Annotated in this window: 1 protein-coding gene; it reads right to left on the bottom strand. The window is 43.7% G+C overall.

Annotated features, from left to right (window positions below):
- Positions 1–216 precede the first annotated feature (216 nt).
- Positions 217–1311, bottom strand: coding sequence for an RNA-guided endonuclease InsQ/TnpB family protein (locus F6K20_RS36950; protein WP_229414497.1), 1095 nt, complete (start codon positions 1309–1311; stop codon positions 217–219).
- Positions 1312–1780 lie beyond the last annotated feature (469 nt).

Consider the following 1780-nt stretch of genomic DNA (forward strand, 5'->3'; position numbering starts at 1 on the left):
TTATGGTATCGGATTCGCTAGTACGGGGCAAATGAATTTTTTCAGGCTGTTCGGAGGGTTCTGAGTTAACCATCGGTGACTGTTCTATGGAATTGAGTAACGCGCTATGACCGTAACACCAATTTTGTGCTATCCCTCTATGATACAAACCTTAGCTTTTGGTGCAGTACATGTTTCTGGTGTAGTACTGTTCCATAAAACTTACACAAAACGTCACTAAGTGACGTTTTGAAGTTTACTTCCTGCATCATCCAGGACTGTCGGCAGCACCCTGTCAGTCAGGCATTCCACCGTAGAACCTACGGCAAGACGTTCTAAATTGATTGCAGCATTAAGATCACGATCTTTAACCATCCCGCAAGCTTCACAGTTAAATACCCGAACGTTCAAAGGCATTCCCTGTTCATGTCCACAGTCTGAGCAAGTCTTTGTAGAGGGATAGAATCTGTTGGCATAAATAACTTGAGAACCATACCATTGAGACTTGTACTCAACTTGTCGGCGAATTTCGGAAAAAGCGGAATCAGCAATTGCACCAGCGAGCTTATGATTCAATAGCATTCCAGATACATTCAAGTCTTCTAGGACTACAGCACCGTGATTCTTGGTCAGCCATGAGGTTAACTTGTGAATGGTATCCTGGCGAATGTTCCTGACTCGCTGGTATGCCTTGGCTAACTTAAGTTTTGCCTTCTGTCGGTTGTTTGAACCAAACTGCTTTCTGGCTAATTGCCGCTGGAGTCGAGCCAGTTTACGCTGTGCCCGTTTGTATGGCCTGGGATTTGGGAACACAGAACCATCAGAGATGGTTGCGAGTTCCTTAACACCTAGGTCTACACCAATTGCAGCCTTAAGTTTTTTTGTTGGTTCAGCCTCAAACTCGTAAGCTACAGAAATAAACCACTGATCAGCCCCTCGGCTGATGGTTAATCGTTTCGTCTGGACTTGGGGCAGTGGTTCATAGGTACTAACCCAACCGATAAATGGCAGTTTCAACCGTGTGCCAGAAAATTCCATGACTTTGCCGCAGTTATCCAGGGTGAAGCTATCATTTTTGCCTTTCTTTTTGAATTTGGGCTTGTCAGCTAACCCACTAAAGAAGCGGGTAAATGCTTCACCCAAATGCAGAAACACAAACTGATAAACCCTGGAACTAAGAGTCTTTTGCCACAGATAATTAGGTTTAACATGATTGGTGTAGAACTTTTTTAATTTGTGAGCAGATGGCTTCAAGCCTTCCTTATCGGCTTCGTCCCACATCCTTAACGCCCAATTCCAAATCCAACGAGCATAACCTGCGTGTTGAGCCATAATTGACTGCTGATGGTTATTTAGCTTTAACCTGGTTTTAAAGGCTCGTTGCATAGCATCGATAGTTTCTACCTGATGTGGTTGTGTCAGTTAGCTTTTTACCAGTTGTGAATAGGCTGATCGGTTATGGAGAGCTTTTAAAAAAGCTCTCGGTGCTCAGAGGCTGATTACGGTTTAAGATATTTGGTTACCTGACTAACGTTGACAACATACTTATAGTAGCGTGTTGTGCCGTAAACTTTTAACTAAGTTTTGGCTCTCTCAATTTAGTTTTGAGGGTTAGGGCAAGGGCTTAGGTGTTCAAGGTTAGGGGTTAGGGGTTAGGGGTTAGGGGTTACGGGTTGGCTTAATGGTTTTGGTACTTAATGGATAGCACCGATGCATAGTACAAGGGTGCCTCATTGGCCAAAGTCCATTGTAGATCATGTCAGGATAATTACCCTTAATCAAAATCTGCCCCATTTAACCA

The organism is Moorena sp. SIO2C4 (assembly GCF_010672485.1).
Lineage (GTDB): Bacteria > Cyanobacteriota > Cyanobacteriia > Cyanobacteriales > Coleofasciculaceae > Moorena > Moorena producens.